This is a genomic window from Pseudomonas sp. LAMO17WK12:I10 (genome assembly GCF_900215185.1).
GTDB classification, from domain to species: Bacteria; Pseudomonadota; Gammaproteobacteria; order Pseudomonadales; family Pseudomonadaceae; genus Aquipseudomonas; species Aquipseudomonas chlororaphis.
The window spans coordinates 104,998-119,394 of record NZ_OBDX01000014.1; the positions used below are offsets into that span (position 1 = coordinate 104,998).

Genomic DNA, 14,397 nt, shown 5'->3' on the forward strand with positions numbered 1-14,397 from the left:
GAAACAGCGCGCGGCGTGGCGAACTCAGCGTTCGCCCAACAGCCATTCCAGCTGGACTTCGTGCTGGCCGCGATCGTCGGTGACGAAGATCGTGCCTTCGCTGATCATCACGTCCCACTTGATAACGCGCGGCATGTCCTTGGCCAGGACTTCCAGGACGTCCTGGGGCACGCCGGCGATATTGAGGTTCTTCAGGTTCTTCACCGCGTCCACTACGCGGGTCTGCCACACGCGCAGGCTGCCGTAGGCCAGCAGGCTGGTGCGCTCGGTACGGCGCGAACACCAGGTCAGGCGCTCGGCGTCCGGCTGGCCGACTTCGATCCAGTGCAGCACGCGGTCGTCCAGGCTTTTTTCCCACAGCGCCGGCTCATCCACTTCCGACAGGCCACGACCGAACGACAGGTGTTCGTTGTACCAAAGGGCGTAGGCCAGCAGACGCACGGTCATGCGCTCTTCGGTTTCCGACGGATGGCGGGCGATGGTTTGCTTGACGCTTTCGTACACCCCGCGATCGAGGTCAGTCAGGTTCAATTCAAACTTGTAGGTGGTAGACGGCTGGGCCATGGACGGGGCTTCTTGATACGAGGAAAGGCGGCAAGTCTAACCGATGCACGAGCCAATCCACGAATCGCGCACCATCATCCTTTGGCGAGGGAGCGCCGGGCTATGTTAAAACGCTCTACCGTCCAATCTTTGTCCTACAAGGATCTTCCATGCCGCTTACCGCCAAACCCCTTGCCGGCCTGAAAGTCGTCGAACTCGGCACCCTGATCGCCGGTCCGTTCGCCTCGCGCATCTGCGCCGAATTCGGCGCCGAGGTGGTCAAGGTCGAATCGCCGGACGGCGGCGACCCGCTGCGCAAGTGGCGCAAGCTGTATGAAGGCACGTCCCTGTGGTGGTTCGTCCAGGCGCGCAACAAAAAGTCCCTGACCCTGAACCTCAAGCACCCGGACGGCCTGGAGGTGCTGAAGAAGCTGTTGGCCGAGGCCGACATCCTGATCGAGAACTTCCGCCCCGGGGTCCTGGAAAAACTCGGCCTGGGCTGGGACACCCTGCATGCGCTCAATCCCAAGCTGGTGATGGTGCGCCTGTCCGGCTTCGGCCAGACCGGGCCGATGAAGGACCAGCCCGGTTTCGGCGCGGTCGGCGAGTCCATGGGCGGGCTGCGCTACATCACCGGTTTCGAGGACCGTCCGCCGGTGCGCACCGGCATTTCCATCGGCGACTCGATTGCCGCCCTGTGGGGCGTGATCGGCGCGCTGATGGCCCTGCGGCACCGTGAGGTCAACGGCGGCCAGGGCCAGGTGGTGGACGTGGCGCTGTACGAAGCGATCTTCGCCATGATGGAAAGCATGGTCCCGGAGTTCGATGTCTTCGGCTTCATCCGCGAACGCACCGGCAACATCATGCCCGGCATCACGCCCTCCTCGATTCACACCAGCGCCGATGGCAAGCATGTGCAGATCGGCGCCAACGGCGATGCGATCTTCAAGCGCTTCATGCAGGTGATCGGCCGCGACGACCTGGCCAACGACCCGGCCCTGGCCAGCAACGACGGCCGCGACAGCCGGCGCGACGAGCTGTACGGGGTCATCGATCGCTGGGTCAACTCGCTGGCGCTGGAGCGCGTGCTCGAATTGCTGAACCAGGCAGAAGTCCCCGCCAGCCGCATCTTCAGCGCCGAGGACATGTTCAGCGATCCGCAGTTTCTCGCCCGGGAAATGTTCCTCCAGGCCAGGCTGCCGGACGGCAAGGCATTCAAGATGCCCGGCATCGTGCCGAAACTCTCGGACACTCCGGGCTCGTCCGAATGGGTCGGCCCCGCGCTCGGCGAGCACAATGCCCAGGTGCTGGGCGCCCTGGGCTACGACGAGCAGCAGATCAAAAGCCTGCGTGACAACGGCGCGATCTAGTTTTGAAAAACGATGCCTTTTACCGACAAGGATCAGCAGCCTGATGACCCCATGCCGTAGCAGGCGAATGATTCGTGGCATACGCCTGTTGTCGATGCTGCTGGCGCTCGGCGCCTGGTCACCGGCCAGCCAGGCCCGGGACACGCTGATCTGGGTGTTGCGCGACCTGCCGCCAACGACGATTTTCGAAGGTCCGCAAAAAGGCCGTGGGGTAATCGATCAGGCCTTGCCTGTGCTGATGGCCAGCCTGCCGGAGTACGACCATCAGGTCGTGCACGTCAACCGCGCCCGTGGCATGCAGATGCTCCGGGAGCAACCCTTCGTTTGCGATCCGGCACTGATGTTCAACCTGCAGCGGGCGCAGTGGATCGCGTTTTCCATCACCAGTTTTCGCGTATTCAGCAACGGCCTGGCGGTGCGTCGCCAGGACAGTGACAGCCTGCAGCCGTTTATCCACGATGGCCAGATCGACTTGCGCGCGCTCCTGGCCAGCGCCCCGCACAACGTTGGCGTGGTGGCCGAGCGCAGTTATGGCGAGCCGATCGACAGCCTGCTCGCACAGGCGCCGCCCGGAGCCCTGATGGCCCACTACGGCAACAGCGCCATCGGCAACCTGCTGCAGATGCAAAGGCACGGACGCCTCAAAGCCCTGATCGGCTACCAGCCGGAGATTCGCTTCCAGGCGCAACAGCAAGGGATCGACCCGAGCGAGCTGGCCTTCTACCCGATCCAGGACATGCCCAGGTATCAATCGGTGAATGTCGGCTGTTCGAACACAGCGCAGGGTCGGCAGGCGGTGGAGCGCATCAACCGCGCGCTGCTCGAACTGCGCCTGGACACCTTGCTGGAGCTTTATGCCCAGTGGCTGGAACCGTCGCTGCGCGAGCAATACCGCAGCGATGCCCTGGCGTTTTTCCACGACGCGCCGCAGCGCTAAAAAATCCGGGCAAAAAGAAACCCCGAGCAGTGGGGAGACAACTCGGGGTTAAACGTGGTCTGAAACCAGCCCCGTGCAACAAGCGACAAGCACCGGAGCACAATGCTCGATCCTGTTGCCAAGGGTCTGACTGATGGACTGAAGCGAAGGTTCCCGAAAATTTCCAATCAGCGCGCGCTGTCGAACGCCTTCTCCCTGGCCACATTGCGCAAGGCCGCGATGACACAGGGTTCCAGGCGACCTTCGGCGATCAATACGTCGCGATGCAGACCGTCGACGACATCGGTCAACTGGCGCTTGTCGGTCAACTGGGCCTGGCTGAACTCGCGCTCGACCACGATGGCCCCCAAGGCATTCTTCAGGGTCACCAGGCATTCCCCCTGCGCGCGCGGGGTCAGAGTTACCTGATACGGGCTCAAAGCTTCACCCAACAATAGGCTGATACTTTCCATCTCGATCACCACTCAATAGCTGGAATTAAGGCTCGAATACACGAATGCCGGTAGCTTTCTGGCATTCAAGTGACCATCGCCCAGAGAAGAAAGTTCGCAACCGCTGGCGGTTGCCGACCTGAGTCGATCCAGCATGCCCGCAAAACATGACAGATAAAAAACAGCCCGGATCAGACTAGAATCGGCACTCAAACCAGAAACGAACGCGACGGTGCCGGCTGATCGATCAGCGCCTCGACTTTCTTGTAGCGCAATACCGCCTGTTGGCAGGAATAGCGCCGAGGGTCGATCCGGACCGGCATCGCGACCTGCTCCCGAGGCGGATTTTCAGGCCTGGCGCAGGTCTTTCTGGCAGGTGGGGGTGTGGCCATGGGGGCCCTCTCCTCGAGCGGTTGGCAAAGCCCGGCGGCGCAGCGATGACGGTTGCCCGGTTGCAGGGCCTGTCCGAAATGCTGCCTTCTCAGCGGAGCGAGTCTTGAATCAAACGTCCAATAAAAAACTGCGGATCGTCCTGGCCGACGATCACCCGATTTTCCTCATCGGCCTGCGGGCCGTCCTGGAGCGCGACGACAACCTGGAGATCGTCGGCGAAGCCAGCTCCCCGACCGCCCTCGGCGAACTGCTGCAAAGCTGTCCCTGCGACGTACTGGTCACCGACTTCATGATGCCGGGCGAACAGCAGAACGATGGCCTGCGCCTGATCGAGCAACTGCGCCGGCATCATCCCCAGCTGCCGATCGTGGTGGTAACCATGCTCAACAATGCCGGGCTGTTCCGTTCGATTCTCGACCTGGGCGTCTCGGGCCTGCTGAGCAAGGCCAGCCTGGCCGACGAGCTGCCGGCGGCGATCAGCCATGTGCGCCGCGACAAGGTGTTTGTCGCCCAGGCCATCCAGCAACTCCTCAGCCTGGCGGGCGAGGTCGGGCCGGATCGCTTGTTGTCCGGGGAACAGCTGTCGCCCCGCGAGCTCGAAGTCATCCGCCTGCTGGCGGCCGGGCTGACGGTCGGGGAAATCGCCGCGAAGCTCAGCCGCAGCAAAAAGACCGTCAGCACCCAGAAGGTCAGCGCCATGCGCAAGCTCGGCCTGTCCAGCGCCGCGGCGCTGTACATCTACGTGCAGGAACACGGGCTCGCCTGAGCCCGGCTCAGCCGGCCTATTCGTCGAGGTCGTCGTGCAAGCGCCGGGCGATCCACTGGCGCACGGCGACGGCGCTCATGGGCTCGGCGATGAAACAGCCTTGCAGGCGCGCCTGCCCCAGCTTCTTGGCCGCCTGGTAGTCGGCGGCGCTCTCGATACCCGCCAGCACCACGCCCAGCGACATGCGCCGGGCCATGCTCATGGCGCCGGCCACCACGGCCGCCTTGCGCTCATCGTCAGCCAGCCCGCAGACGAAGGCCGGCGGGATCTTCAGCTCGGTGAACGGCAATTCCAACAGGCGCTGCAGGCTGGTGCCGCCGGTGCCGAAGTCGCCAATCGACAGCTTGCAGCCGATCATGCGCAGGCGCAGCAGGGCCTCCACATGGGCGATATCGGTTTCCAGATCGGTGGTCTCGACGATTTCCAGGGTCAGCAGGCGTGCCGGCACTTCAAAACGCCGCAGCAGGGTTTCCAGCTGGCGCGCGAAGTTCGGCAGTTCCAGCATGCCCACCGGGATATTCACCGAGATCGCCAGCGAGCGGCCCATGACCAGGCGCACCCCGGCCGACAGTTGCAGGGCCTGTTCCAGCATGAGCCAGGTGAAGGCCTCCTCCAGGCCGGCGAATTCGATCACCGGCAGGAACTCGGCGGGCAGCATCAAGCCGTGTTCCGGGTGCTGCCAGCGCGCCAGCGCCTCGACGCCCAGGACCTCGCCGTCCTGGCTGACCACCGGCTGGAAGTGCGCGACCCCATGGCGCAGTACCGCCGCCTGCCCTTCCTCGGCGGTCGGCATCTCCGGCTGGAACACATCCAGGGCCAGGGTTTCGCGCACCTGGGCCAGCGATAAGTCTTGCGGCCCAGGCTCGAAGCATTGCTGGTACAGGCCCAGCAGTTCATTGAGCAGGGTGACCGAGGCCGGCTTGGGCAGACAGCCCAGCACATTCAGGCCCTGCTGCCGGGCCATGGCCGCGGCGCCTTCGCGGACATCCGCTTGCGCGTCGCTGAGAATGATCAGCGCCTTCGCCCGTTGCTGCTCTGCCAGGTAACGAATCAGCTCCAGGCCATCGGCCTGCTCCAGGTACAGATCGCAGATGGCGATATCCACCGGCCCCTTGCTGTCCAGGGATTGCCGGGCGGCGGCAACGCTTTCGGCATTCAACACGTTGAACACGCCATTGGCGTTGAGCATCTGGTGCAGGGCCATCAACTGGAACGAATTGTCTTCAAGAACGAGCACTTTCAACCTGTGCATGGAACGACCTCCGATACGGCGAGAGCGGCGAGAATCCGCAGCGGACCGGTACGTTAATCGCAGCGGGCAGGCCGCCCCATAAGACAAGTCTTAATCGCTACCCAGGTATGGCTCGATATCGCTGCGCAAGCAGCCTATGGCCTCCTTCAGGCGCAGCCAGTGCTCCGCCAGCACCGCCGTCGAGCGAGCCCGGGCAACGGCCTCCAGGTCGATGCAGACCTGGGCCAGCGGCAGCGCATCGATCAGGCAGCACACCCCTTTGAGGCGGTGCGTGGAGGCGCCGATACGCGCCCAGTCCTGCTCCAGCACCGCCGATTCCAGGGCCGCCTGCTCCTGCCCCAGGTTGCTCCACAGCTCGCGTAGCATGCGTTGCAGGATCGGCTCGTCGGCCTGGGTCATGCTGCGCAAGGTCTGGATGTCGAAGGAGGGCGGCGGCAAGAAGCGCGCAAGCATCTGCGCCAGCCGGTCCAGGGTCACCGGCTTGACCAGCAGTTCATCCATGCCGGCCTGCTCGCAGCGTTGCTGCTCATCCTCGAAGGCATTGGCCGTGCAACCGATCAGCGGGCAGGCGTCACGCCCTTCCCGGGCCTCGATCTGCCGTATCGCTTCGCTCAGCTGATAACCGCTCATGCCCGGCATGTGGCAGTCGGTCATCACCAGGTCGAACGCCTCGCCTTGCCAGCGCGCCAGCGCCGCCTCGGCGCTGTCGAGCGCCACCACCTTGTGCCCGAGGAACATCAGTTGCTGGCTGAGCACCATGCGATTGGCGCGCACGTCGTCCACCACCAGCACCGACATGCGACGGCTCTGAGGGCGCTCGCGGGTCACCTGGGGCGACTGGCTGAAATCCTCGACCACCTGTTCCGGGTAAAGCTCAAGGGTCACGGTGGTCCCCACGCCGGGTTGGCTTTGCAGCAGAATGCGCCCGCCCATCAGCTCCACCAGTTGCTTGCAGATGCTCAGGCCCAGGCCGGTGCCGCCCTGCTCCGGCGTCGTCGGCAGATGGGCCTGAATGAACGGATCGAACAGGCTCGCCTGCTTCTCGGGGCTGATGCCCGACCCGGTGTCGGCCACGCTGATGCACAAACGGTCGGCGCCATGTTCATCGGCCTGGCGCTCCACGGACACCCGCACCTCGCCGGCCTGGGTGAACTTCAGGGCATTGCTCAGCAGGTTGTGCAGCACCTGGCGCAGGCGCAGCGGGTCGAGCCAGTAGAAGCCGTCCGCCGCCTTGTCGAAGGCCAGCGTCAGGTGCAGCCCCTTGTTGCGCGCGGTGACCTCGAACAATTGCTGTATGTTTTCGAAGAAGCCTCGCAGGGCCACGGTCTGTGGCGCCAGTTGCATGTGCCCGGCCTCGATCTTGGCCAGGTCTAGGTTGTCGCCCATCAGGCCGACCAGCTCCTGCGCCGATTGGTAGGCCACGCGCAGCGCATCGGAAAACGGCATGCCGCGCAGGCGCGCCTGTTCCTTTTCCAGTTCCAGCAAACCGATGATCGCATTCATCGGCGTGCGTATCTCGTGGCTCATGGTCGAGAGAAAGGCGCTCTTGGCGTAGTTCGCCTGATCCGCCGCGCGACGCGCTTGCAGCAGCTCTTCCTCCAGGCGCTTGCGCTCGGTGATATCGATCCAGCCCCCCAGCAACCCCTGCAATTCACCCTGGGCGCTGTAGAACGGCACCGTCCATTGATAGACATGCACCGGGCCCCTTCTGGACTCGATCTGACGGTCGACGAACACCGACTCCTGGGATTCCAGCAGCTCCAGGAACTCGCGGTGCAACTGCCGGGCCGTGGCCTCGGGCAAGACATCCAGCTCGGTCAGGCACAGCCCCTTGATCTGTTCCAGGCGTATGCCGGTCTGGGTTTCGTAGCTTTTGTTGCAGGTGATCAGGCGCCCGGCCAGGTCACGGACGAAGATCGGGTTAGGGATACCGTCGAGCAAGGCGCGCTTGAACGCCAGCTGATCGTTGAGGCGTTGCTCGGCTTGCAGGCGTTGGCGGATCTGCCCCTTGAGCCGGGTGTTCCAGGCCAGGGACAGCAGGCCGAACAGGATCGCGGTGAAGGTGACCCAGTAGATCCACACCGGCACCCGCTGCCACATGGGCACCGGCACTGGCGTCACCCCCAGCCACTTCTGGCGGATGGCGCTGAGCTCGGCCACCGGGAAGGCTTCCAGGGCCTTGTTCAGAATGCTCAGCAGCTCGGGCTGGTCCCGGCGCACCGACAACTCGTCGGCCGACCACTTGCCTTCGACGCTGCGGCCGATGCGCAGCCCGTTCGCCGGATAACCCTGCACCTCGACTTCATTCTGGATGGTCGCGTCGGCCTCGCCATTGGCCACCAGGGCCCGCGCCTCTTGGTAGGTAGCGACCGAACGCAGGCGGACCTTCGGGTAGTTCTGCCGGACGTAGCTCTCCAGCGCATGCTTGGCCGGCAGCGCCAGCACCCTGCCCGCCAACTGGCTGAAGGTATTGAGCTGGATGTCCTCGGCGCGGACCACGAACACCCAGGCCGAACCGCCAAAGGGGTGGGTGAAGTCGAGGAAGCCGCAGCGCTCGTCATTGGCCGACAAGGTGGTGTTCATCTGGGCCCGGCCCTTGAGCAGCAGGTCCAGGGTATGGGTCGTGGAAAAGCTTTCCTCCTGGATGAACTGCAGGCCGGTCATTCTCGAGATGCGGTTGAGCAGGTCGATGTTCAGCCCGGTCCACTGGCCGTCCTTGTCCTTGAACACGTAGGGTGGGTACTGCTGGGAAGCCACCACCACATGCTGATGTTCGAGCAGCCAGGCTCGCTCCGCCTTGCTCAACTTGATCCGCTCGTCGCTGGTGCTGGCGCCCAGCCCGGTGGTCCAGCGGGCCAGGATCTCCCGATCCGTGGAGTCGTCGATGCTCTCCAGCGCTCGCTCGATCAGGCGGCTCAACAACGGGTCGCTCTGGCGCGTGGCGAAGGCAAAGCCGATCGGCGGCAGCCGGCTTTCGGTGCGGATCTGCAACCCCAGGTAAGGGCGCAGCGCCTTGTAGGCACGGACGATCACCTCATTGCCGATAAAGGCATCGACATCCCCCTGCTTCAGCGCTTCCAGGCCGCTGTACAGATTGGGCGAGAGAATGATCTGGCTGTGGGGATAAGCCGCGTGGGCGACCTTCGCGTCCGCATAGCCCTCCAGCAGCACCACTTTCTTGCCGGCCAGGTCTTCGGGAATTTCCGCCTCGTCCCGGCGTACGACCACCACCGCGCGGTCGGGCATGTAGTCACTGGAAAAATGCAGCCCCGCGGCGCCACGCTCGTAGCCGTTGGCGCTGGTCAGGATGTCGATCGCCCCCGTGCGCAACGCCTCGACCGCCTGTTCACGCTCAGAGAACCCCAGGACTTCCAGGGACACGCCCAGGCGTTCGCCGACCAGGCTCAGGTAGTCGGCGCTGATGCCCTGGTAACGATTGCGGTCGCGCGTGATGTCGATCGGCTGGTAGTCATCGATCGAAATGCCCACCTTCAAGGTGCCACGGCCCGCCAGCCATTGCCGTTCGACCGGGGCCAGGGTGAGCGGCTCCAGTTCGACGAAGGCCGGCACCAGCTTGAAGGGCAGGTTCTGCGCCGCCATCAGGCACGGGGCCAGGGCCAGCGTCGCCAAAACCATCAATGTGCACAAAACCGGGCGCAGCAACATAAGCATCCTGTGAATGATCCTCGACGCGTCGCCGCCCTGTCCTTGATGCTCCATCCTTGAGCTCCGTCATTGAAGGCACGCCGCGATAAACAGCCTGTGTATAAAAAGACAAGGCCCGTCAGAGACGGGCCTTGTTGACGATCGATGTCAGTCGATCAGAGCGGTTTGCCGCGATTGCCGTGCTGGCTGACAAAGGCCTGGACGGCCTTCAGGTCGTTGGCCAGGACAGTGCAACGCTCTTCGCGCTCGAACAGATCGGACAGGTGCGCTGGCAATTCCAGGGCCTTGCCGATCCCGGCCTTTTCCACCGCTTCCGGGAACTTCACCGGATGCGCGGTACCCAGCACCACCATCGGGATGTCCAGGCTGCGACGGCACTCACGGGCGGCCTTGACGCCGATCGCGGTGTGCGGGTCGAGCACTTCGCCAGTCTGGGCGAAGACTTCGGCGATGGTCTCGCAGGTTTGGGCATCGTCCACGGCCAGGGAGTCGAACAGCTTGCGCGCTTCGGTCCAGCGCTCCTGCTCGACGCTGAAACCGCCACCCTGCTTGAAGGAGTCCATCAGCTGAGCCAGCGCGGCACCGTTGCGACCGTGCAGGTCGAACAGCAGGCGCTCGAAGTTCGACGAGACCATGATGTCCATCGACGGCGACAGGGTGGCGTGCAGGGTTTCCTTGACGTACTGGTTGCCGCTCATGAAGCGGTGCAGGATGTCGTTGCGGTTGGTGGCGACGATCAGCTGATTGATCGGCAGGCCCATGTTGCGCGCCAGGTAACCGGCGAAGATATCGCCGAAGTTGCCGGTCGGCACCGAGAACGCCACCGAACGCGCCGGGCCGCCCAGCTGCAGGGCCGCGTGGAAGTAGTAGACGATCTGGGCCATGATCCGCGCCCAGTTGATCGAGTTCACCGCCACCAGGCGGGTGCCCTTGAGGAAGCCCTGGTCGGCGAAGCTGGCCTTGACCATTTCCTGGCAGTCGTCGAAGTTGCCTTCGATGGCGATGTTGTGGATGTTCTCGCCAAAGATGGTGGTCATCTGCCGGCGCTGCACTTCGGACACACGGTTGTGCGGGTGCAGGATGAAGATATCGACGTTGTCGCAACGCTTGCAGCCTTCGATGGCGGCCGAACCGGTATCACCGGAAGTGGCGCCGATGATCACCACGCGCTCGCCACGCTTCTCCAGCACGTAGTCCAGCAGGCGACCCAGCAGTTGCAGGGCGAAGTCCTTGAACGCCAGGGTCGGGCCGTGGAACAGCTCCAGGACCCACTCGTTGCCGTTGAGCTGGCGCAGCGGGGCGATGGCGTTGTGGGAGAAAGCGCCGTAGGTTTCCTCGAGGATCTTCTTGAAGTCGGCATCCGGAATGCTGCCGGTGACGAACGGGCGCATCACCCGGAACGCCAGCTCGTGATACGGCAGGCCGGCCCAGGAAGCGATTTCCTCCTGGGTGAAACGTGGCAGGTTTTCCGGTACGTACAGACCGCCGTCGCTCGCCAGGCCGGCCAGCAGGACGTCTTCGAAATTCAGGGCCGGTGCCTGGCCGCGGGTGCTGATGTAACGCATATAAGCAAACCTTTGGTGTGGAGCTGCAAGCTTCAAGTGACAGGCGACAAGTCAAAGCGAATCGGCTTTTACTTGCAGCTTGCGGCTTGGCGCTTGCCGCTGAATTAATTCAGATGTTCGACACGGATCCGCACGACCGGACCGACCACGCCCTGCAGGGCTTCCAGCGCGGTGATCGCATCGTTGATGCGCTGTTCCACCACACGGTGGGTCAGCAGGATCATCGGCACCAGGCCGTCGTGTTCTTCGACCTCTTTCTGCATGATCGACTCGATATTGATGCCGCGCTCGGACAGGATGCTCGCCACCTGGGCCAGTACGCCCGGATGATCCTTGGCCTGGATCCGCAGATAGTAGGCGCTTTCGCAGGCCTCGATCGGCAGGATCGGGTGCGCCGACAGCGAGTCCGGCTGGAAGGCCAGGTGCGGCACACGGTTTTCCGGGTCGCTGGTCATGGCGCGAACCACGTCCACCAGGTCGGCGATCACCGACGAAGCGGTCGGCTCCATGCCGGCGCCGGCACCGTAGTACAGGGTGGAGCCGACGGCGTCGCCATTGACCATCACCGCGTTGAACACGCCATTGACGTTGGCGATCAGGCGATCGGCCGGGATCAGCGTCGGGTGCACGCGCAGCTCGATGCCGGCATCGGTGCGGCGGGCCACGCCCAGATGCTTGATGCGATAGCCCAGGGCCTCGGCGTAGTTCACGTCGGCGGTGGTCAGCTTGGTGATGCCTTCGGTGTAGGCCTTGTCGAACTGCAGCGGGATACCAAAGGCGATGGATGCCAGGATGGTCAGCTTGTGCGCGGCGTCGATGCCTTCGACGTCGAAGGTCGGGTCGGCTTCGGCGTAACCCAGGGCCTGGGCCTCGACCAGCACGTCTTCGAAGGTGCGACCCTTCTCGCGCATTTCGGTGAGGATGAAGTTGCCAGTGCCGTTGATGATCCCGGCCACCCAGTTGATACGGTTGGCCGACAGGCCTTCGCGGATCGCCTTGATGACTGGAATACCACCCGCCACGGCGGCCTCGAACGCCACGATCACGCCCTTCTCACGGGCCTTGGCGAAAATTTCGTTACCGTGTACGGCGATAAGCGCCTTGTTGGCGGTGACCACATGTTTACCATGCTCGATGGCCTTGAGTACCAGCTCGCGGGCAACGGTATAGCCGCCCATCAGCTCTATGACGATGTCGATCTCAGGGTTCGTGGCCACTTCGAACACATCGTTGGTAATCGCAATACCGGTCGTTTGGAACTGAGGCTTTGGCGTGCGCATGGCAATTTGTGCCACTTCGATTCCACGCCCGGCACGACGAGCAATTTCCTCGGCGTTACGCTGAAGTACATTGAAGGTACCGCCACCGACGGTACCCAGCCCACAGATGCCCACTTTGACCGGATTCACTCTGAACTCCCCATGAAACGGCCGACACTAGGTCGGCCGTGGAAAACAGCCGCAAACCACACGGCTCTCTATTAATGACGCGTCGGCCACAACCGCCGCGTCATGATCGTCAAAGGCTCGACGACGCAGGATTATTTCGCGCCCAGCGCCAGTTTGGCGACTTGTGGCGCAGGCTGGTAGCCCGGAATCACTTGGCCGTCGGCCAAAACGATGGCCGGCGTGCCGTTCACCCCGATCGACTGGCCCAGGGCGAATTGCTTGGAAACCGGGTTGGCGCACTTGGCGGCCTTGATTTCCTTGCCATCGACCATCTTGTCCATGGCCGCTTTCTTGTCGGCCGAGCACCAGACCGCCTGCAACTGCTCGTCGCCCGGCGAACCCAGGCCCTGGCGCGGGAAGGCGACATAACGTACTTCCACGCCCATCTTGTTCAGCTCAGGCACTTCGGCGTGCAGCTTGTGGCAGTACGGGCAGGTGGTGTCGGTGAAGACGGTGATGTGAGTCTTGGTTTCGCCGATGGCCGGGTAGACCACGGTTTCAGCGACCGGAATGGCGTTGATCAGCTTGGCCACGCCCAGGCGCTCGGTCTTTTCGGTCAGGTTGACCGGCTTGCCATCCTTGAGCTGGAACAGGTAGCCCTGCATCACGAACTGACCGTCGGCGCTGGCGTACAGCACGCGGCTGCCCTTGAGCTTGACTTCATAGACACCGGGCAGCGGGCTGGCGCTGATGCTTTCTACCGGGACTTCGAGCTGCAGGCCCTGGAGGCTTTTACGAATCGCTTTTTCGGCGGCGTCATCGGCCATAACAAAGGTACTGGCCAACGCAATGGCGGCGGCGGCGATTATCTGGGTCACGCGCATTGGGAACTCCTGAAGGCGGACAAATGGGACGGTCAGAACGCCCGTACTGGAACACCGGGTCATAACGGCCCACTTTGTAAACCGACAAAGCCTACCACATAAGGCCCGCCTGGCGGGCTCCCGCTGAGCCAAGCCGGTCATTTGCCGATCGGCGCGGAACCGCTCCCGGGTCGCCGCAGCCGGCATTCGCGGCGACCGACACCTCACTCAACCACGGGGATGGTGCTTGGCATGCAGGTCCTGCAAACGGGCCCGGGCGACATGGGTGTAGATCTGGGTGGTCGACAGGTCGCTGTGGCCAAGCAGCATCTGCACCACCCGCAGGTCGGCGCCGTGGTTGAGCAGATGGGTGGCGAAGGCGTGCCGCAAGGTGTGCGGCGACAGCGACTTGCCGATCCCGGCGACCTTGGCCTGATGCTTGATCCGGTGCCAGAAGGTTTGCCGGGTCATCTGCTCGCCACGCTGGCTGGGGAACAGCACATCGCTGGGCCGCCCGCCGAGCAGCTCGCCACGGGCATCGCGCATGTAGCGCTCGACCCAGACAATCGCTTCCTCGCCCATCGGCACCAGGCGCTCCTTGCTGCCCTTGCCCATCACCCGCAACACGCCCTGGCGCAGGTTGACCTGCTCCAGGGTCAGGCTGATCAGTTCGGTCACCCGCAGGCCGCAGGCATACAGGACTTCAAGCATGGCGCGATCGCGCTGGCCGATGGCCTCGCTCAGGTCGGGAGCGGCCAGCAGGGCCTCGACATCGGCCTCCGACAGGGACTTGGGCAACGGCCGCCCCAGCTGCGGCATATCGACTTGCAGCGTGGGGTCCACGGCGATCAGTTTTTCCCGCAGCAGGTAACGGTAGAAGCCGCGCACCCCGGAGAGAAAACGCGCGGTCGAGCGTGGCTTGTAGGCCTGCTCCACCCGCCAGGCGAGGTGGTCGAGAATCAGCTCGCGGCCGGCCTCTTTCAGCTCCAGCCCCTTCTCTTGCAGCCAACCGTTGAACAACGCCAGGTCGCTGCGATAAGCCTCCCGGGTGTTGTCCGAAAGGCCTTTTTCCAGCCATAGCGCATCGAGAAAACGGTCTATCAGGGGATGGTCGATGGCAGGCATAAATACTCGAAAGGCGCGGCCTTGAGGCCGGGTGCAAATAAATAGTGAACTGTGCAGAGGGTCGCTAGTCTTTCATAGCCCGCTATTTCAAGGAACAG

At 63.6% G+C, this 14,397-nt stretch carries 12 protein-coding genes; 3 read left to right on the forward strand and 9 right to left on the reverse strand.

Going from position 1 to position 14,397, the window contains the following annotated elements; translation table 11 throughout:
• Positions 1–24: 24 nt before the first annotated feature.
• Entirely contained in the window at positions 25–564 is a 540-nt protein-coding gene (locus CRO75_RS16800) for a YaeQ family protein (RefSeq protein ID WP_007923023.1), read from the reverse strand.
• A gap of 149 nt (positions 565–713) precedes the next feature.
• Between CRO75_RS16800 and CRO75_RS16805 the strand changes: the two genes are divergently transcribed.
• Complete coding sequence (locus tag CRO75_RS16805) at positions 714–1,913, forward strand: CaiB/BaiF CoA-transferase family protein (RefSeq protein WP_097136912.1); 1,200 nt, start codon at positions 714–716, stop codon at positions 1,911–1,913.
• Between the two features lie 94 nt (positions 1,914–2,007).
• Complete coding sequence (locus CRO75_RS16810) at positions 2,008–2,850, forward strand: TIGR02285 family protein (protein WP_097136980.1); 843 nt, start codon at positions 2,008–2,010, stop codon at positions 2,848–2,850.
• A 167-nt stretch (positions 2,851–3,017) separates the two neighbouring features.
• Here CRO75_RS16810 and CRO75_RS16815 read toward each other — a convergent pair whose 3' ends face one another.
• Both CRO75_RS16815 and CRO75_RS32555 read right to left on the reverse strand, forming a co-directional pair.
• Positions 3,018–3,302 (reverse strand): DUF3509 domain-containing protein, encoded by a 285-nt coding sequence (locus CRO75_RS16815; RefSeq protein ID WP_007923026.1) that lies wholly within the window; start codon positions 3,300–3,302, stop codon positions 3,018–3,020.
• Positions 3,303–3,490: 188 nt separating this feature from the next.
• Entirely contained in the window at positions 3,491–3,673 is a 183-nt protein-coding gene (locus CRO75_RS32555) for a hypothetical protein (RefSeq protein WP_124298080.1), read from the reverse strand.
• A gap of 104 nt (positions 3,674–3,777) precedes the next feature.
• Between CRO75_RS32555 and CRO75_RS16820 the strand changes: the two genes are divergently transcribed.
• Positions 3,778–4,440: a response regulator transcription factor gene (locus CRO75_RS16820; RefSeq protein WP_007923029.1), complete on the forward strand. Its 663-nt coding sequence runs from the start codon at positions 3,778–3,780 to the stop codon at positions 4,438–4,440.
• A gap of 16 nt (positions 4,441–4,456) precedes the next feature.
• Here CRO75_RS16820 and CRO75_RS16825 read toward each other — a convergent pair whose 3' ends face one another.
• The 6 genes from CRO75_RS16825 to xerD all read right to left on the reverse strand — a co-directional run bounded on the left by CRO75_RS16825 (position 4,457) and on the right by xerD (position 14,299).
• The gene (locus tag CRO75_RS16825) at positions 4,457–5,692 is read right to left on the reverse strand and encodes an EAL domain-containing response regulator (RefSeq protein ID WP_097136914.1); all 1,236 of its coding nucleotides are present in this window, start codon (positions 5,690–5,692) and stop codon (positions 4,457–4,459) included.
• Positions 5,693–5,782: 90 nt separating this feature from the next.
• A complete protein-coding gene (locus CRO75_RS16830) occupies positions 5,783–9,328 on the reverse strand; it encodes a transporter substrate-binding domain-containing protein (protein ID WP_239990596.1) in 3,546 nt (1,181 codons plus the stop codon).
• A 185-nt stretch (positions 9,329–9,513) separates the two neighbouring features.
• Positions 9,514–10,923, reverse strand: a complete 1,410-nt coding sequence (gene thrC, locus CRO75_RS16835) for a threonine synthase (protein ID WP_097136918.1) — start codon at positions 10,921–10,923, stop codon at positions 9,514–9,516.
• A 104-nt stretch (positions 10,924–11,027) separates the two neighbouring features.
• On the reverse strand, positions 11,028–12,332 hold the full coding sequence (locus CRO75_RS16840) for a homoserine dehydrogenase (RefSeq protein ID WP_007927672.1): 1,305 nt from the start codon (positions 12,330–12,332) through the stop codon (positions 11,028–11,030).
• 131 nt (positions 12,333–12,463) lie between these two features.
• Positions 12,464–13,195: a thioredoxin fold domain-containing protein gene (locus CRO75_RS16845; protein WP_007927673.1), complete on the reverse strand. Its 732-nt coding sequence runs from the start codon at positions 13,193–13,195 to the stop codon at positions 12,464–12,466.
• 207 nt (positions 13,196–13,402) lie between these two features.
• Positions 13,403–14,299 carry a site-specific tyrosine recombinase XerD gene (gene xerD, locus CRO75_RS16850; RefSeq protein ID WP_085529911.1) on the reverse strand — a complete coding sequence of 299 codons (897 nt, stop codon included), beginning with the start codon at positions 14,297–14,299 and terminating at the stop codon, positions 13,403–13,405.
• Positions 14,300–14,397 lie beyond the last annotated feature (98 nt).

What these genes read in the sequence shown, in the direction of transcription:
- CRO75_RS16800 (WP_007923023.1), bottom strand. Translation starts at nt 564, where the DNA reads ATGGCCCAGCCGTCTACCACCTACAAGTTTGAATTGAACCTGACTGAC.
- CRO75_RS16805 (WP_097136912.1), top strand. Translation starts at nt 714, where the DNA reads ATGCCGCTTACCGCCAAACCCCTTGCCGGCCTGAAAGTCGTCGAACTC.
- CRO75_RS16810 (WP_097136980.1), top strand. Translation starts at nt 2,008, where the DNA reads ATGCTGCTGGCGCTCGGCGCCTGGTCACCGGCCAGCCAGGCCCGGGAC.
- CRO75_RS16815 (WP_007923026.1), bottom strand. Translation starts at nt 3,302, where the DNA reads ATGGAAAGTATCAGCCTATTGTTGGGTGAAGCTTTGAGCCCGTATCAG.
- CRO75_RS32555 (WP_124298080.1), bottom strand. Translation starts at nt 3,673, where the DNA reads ATGGCCACACCCCCACCTGCCAGAAAGACCTGCGCCAGGCCTGAAAAT.
- CRO75_RS16825 (WP_097136914.1), bottom strand. Translation starts at nt 5,692, where the DNA reads ATGCACAGGTTGAAAGTGCTCGTTCTTGAAGACAATTCGTTCCAGTTG.
- CRO75_RS16830 (WP_239990596.1), bottom strand. Translation starts at nt 9,328, where the DNA reads ATGGTTTTGGCGACGCTGGCCCTGGCCCCGTGCCTGATGGCGGCGCAG.
- thrC (WP_097136918.1), bottom strand. Translation starts at nt 10,923, where the DNA reads ATGCGTTACATCAGCACCCGCGGCCAGGCACCGGCCCTGAATTTCGAA.
- CRO75_RS16845 (WP_007927673.1), bottom strand. Translation starts at nt 13,195, where the DNA reads ATGCGCGTGACCCAGATAATCGCCGCCGCCGCCATTGCGTTGGCCAGT.
- xerD (WP_085529911.1), bottom strand. Translation starts at nt 14,299, where the DNA reads ATGCCTGCCATCGACCATCCCCTGATAGACCGTTTTCTCGATGCGCTA.